Genomic DNA, 2,253 nt, shown 5'->3' with positions numbered 1-2,253 from the left:
GAATGCGGGTGTAGCGGTATTCAGTTTCATGTTCCCGATCGTCTGTCGGGAACCACAAAGTGGACGCGAGCCCCACACCCGAAAGTGTGGGAAATAATTGTGTTGTCAAGTCTTCGGCTTATTAGTACCGGTCAGCTCCACGGGTCGTTAGTCCCCGCTTCCACATCCGGCCTATCAACCCAGTAGTCTGCTGGGAGCCTCTCACACTCAAGGTGCATGGAAATCTCATCTCGAAGACGGCTTCCCGCTTAGATGCTTTCAGCGGTTATCCGGTCCGAACGTAGCTAATCAGCGGTGCCCTTGGCAGAACAACTGACACACCAGAGGTTCGTCCATCCCGGTCCTCTCGTACTAGGGATAGATCTTCTCAAATTTCCAACGCGCGCAGCGGATAGGGACCGAACTGTCTCACGACGTTCTAAACCCAGCTCGCGTACCGCTTTAATGGGCGAACAGCCCAACCCTTGGGACCTACTCCAGCCCCAGGATGCGACGAGCCGACATCGAGGTGCCAAACCATGCCGTCGATATGGACTCTTGGGCAAGATCAGCCTGTTATCCCCGAGGTACCTTTTATCCGTTGAGCGACAGCGCTTCCACAAGCCACTGCCGGATCACTAGTCCCGACTTTCGTCCCTGCTCGACCTGTCAGTCTCACAGTCAAGCTCCCTTGTGCACTTACACTCGCCACCTGATTGCCAACCAGGTTGAGGGAACCTTTGGGCGCCTCCGTTACTCTTTGGGAGGCAACCGCCCCAGTTAAACTACCCATCAGGCACTGTCCATGAACCCGATCAGGGTCCTACGTTAGACATCCAAAGTGACCAGAGTGGTATTTCAACAATGACTCCACGAACACTAGCGTGCCCGCTTCACAGTCTCCCACCTATCCTACACAAGCCACTCCGAACACCAATACCAAACTGTAGTAAAGGTCACGGGGTCTTTCCGTCCTGCTGCGCGTAACGAGCATCTTTACTCGTAGTGCAATTTCGCCGAGTTCGCGGTTGAGACAGCTGGGAAGTCGTTACGCCATTCGTGCAGGTCGGAACTTACCCGACAAGGAATTTCGCTACCTTAGGATGGTTATAGTTACCACCGCCGTTTACTGGGGCTTAAATTCAGAGCTTCGCCAAAGGCTAACCCCTCCTCTTAACCTTCCAGCACCGGGCAGGCGTCAGTCCGTATACATCGTCTTGCGACTTCGCACGGACCTGTGTTTTTAGTAAACAGTCGCTTCCCACTGGTCTCTGCGGCCTTCAACGCTCACGGAGCAAGTCCGGTCACGTGTCCGGCCCCCCTTCTCCCGAAGTTACGGGGGCATTTTGCCGAGTTCCTTAACCACGATTATCTCGATCTCCTTGGTATTCTCTACCTGACCACCTGAGTCGGTTTCGGGTACGGGCGGCTGCAACCTCGCGTCGATGCTTTTCTCGGCAGCATAGGATCACTGATTTCCCCTTACGGGTACGTGTCGGATCTCAGGCGTACAGACGACGGATTTGCCTATCGTCAGCCCTACATCCTTACACCAGGTTCACCTTACGGATACCATCGCCTGGCTCAGCTACCTTCCTGCGTCACACCTGTTCATACGCTAACCGCACCAGCATGGGGTCGAGCGTTAGACCGGACCGCATCACCCCGAAGGGATCCGCTGGAACCGGGTTAGGACTCTTAGCACCACTGGATTAGCTTGGGCGGTTGTTCGCCGGTACGGGAATATCAACCCGTTGTCCATCGACTACGCCTGTCGGCCTCGCCTTAGGTCCCGACTTACCCAGGGCGGATTAACCTGGCCCTGGAACCCTTGGTCTTTCGGAGGACGGGTTTCTCACCCGTCTTTCGCTACTCATGCCTGCATTCTCACTCGTGTAGCGTCCACGGCTGGATCACTCCGCCGCTTCACTCGCCACACGACGCTCTCCTACCACTCCGCACGACTGAACCACGAAGGCTTATCGAGTGTGCGAAATCTACAACTTCGGCGGTGTGCTTGAGCCCCGTTACATTGTCGGCGCGGAATCACTTGACCAGTGAGCTATTACGCACTCTTTCAAGGGTGGCTGCTTCTAAGCCAACCTCCTGGTTGTCTATGCAACTCCACATCCTTTCCCACTTAGCACACGCTTAGGGGCCTTAGTTGGTAGTCTGGGTTGTTTCCCTCTCGACGATGAAGCTTATCCCCCACCGTCTCACTGCTGCGCTCTCACTCACCGGCATTCGGAGTTTGGCTGACGTCAGTAACCTGTT

Annotated in this window: 1 rRNA gene (running past one end of the window); it reads right to left on the bottom strand. The window is 55.3% G+C overall.

The features are described from left to right. Positions 1-101: 101 nt before the first annotated feature. Positions 102-2,253 (bottom strand): 23S ribosomal RNA (locus tag EDF64_RS17995) (it continues 1,074 nt past the right edge of the window).

The sequence above is a fragment of the Curtobacterium flaccumfaciens genome, from assembly GCF_004361695.1.
GTDB lineage: Bacteria > Actinomycetota > Actinomycetes > Actinomycetales > Microbacteriaceae > Curtobacterium > Curtobacterium flaccumfaciens_B.
The sequence above is the reverse complement of the archived record's forward strand: the minus strand, read 5'-3'. Positions and strand labels throughout refer to the sequence as shown.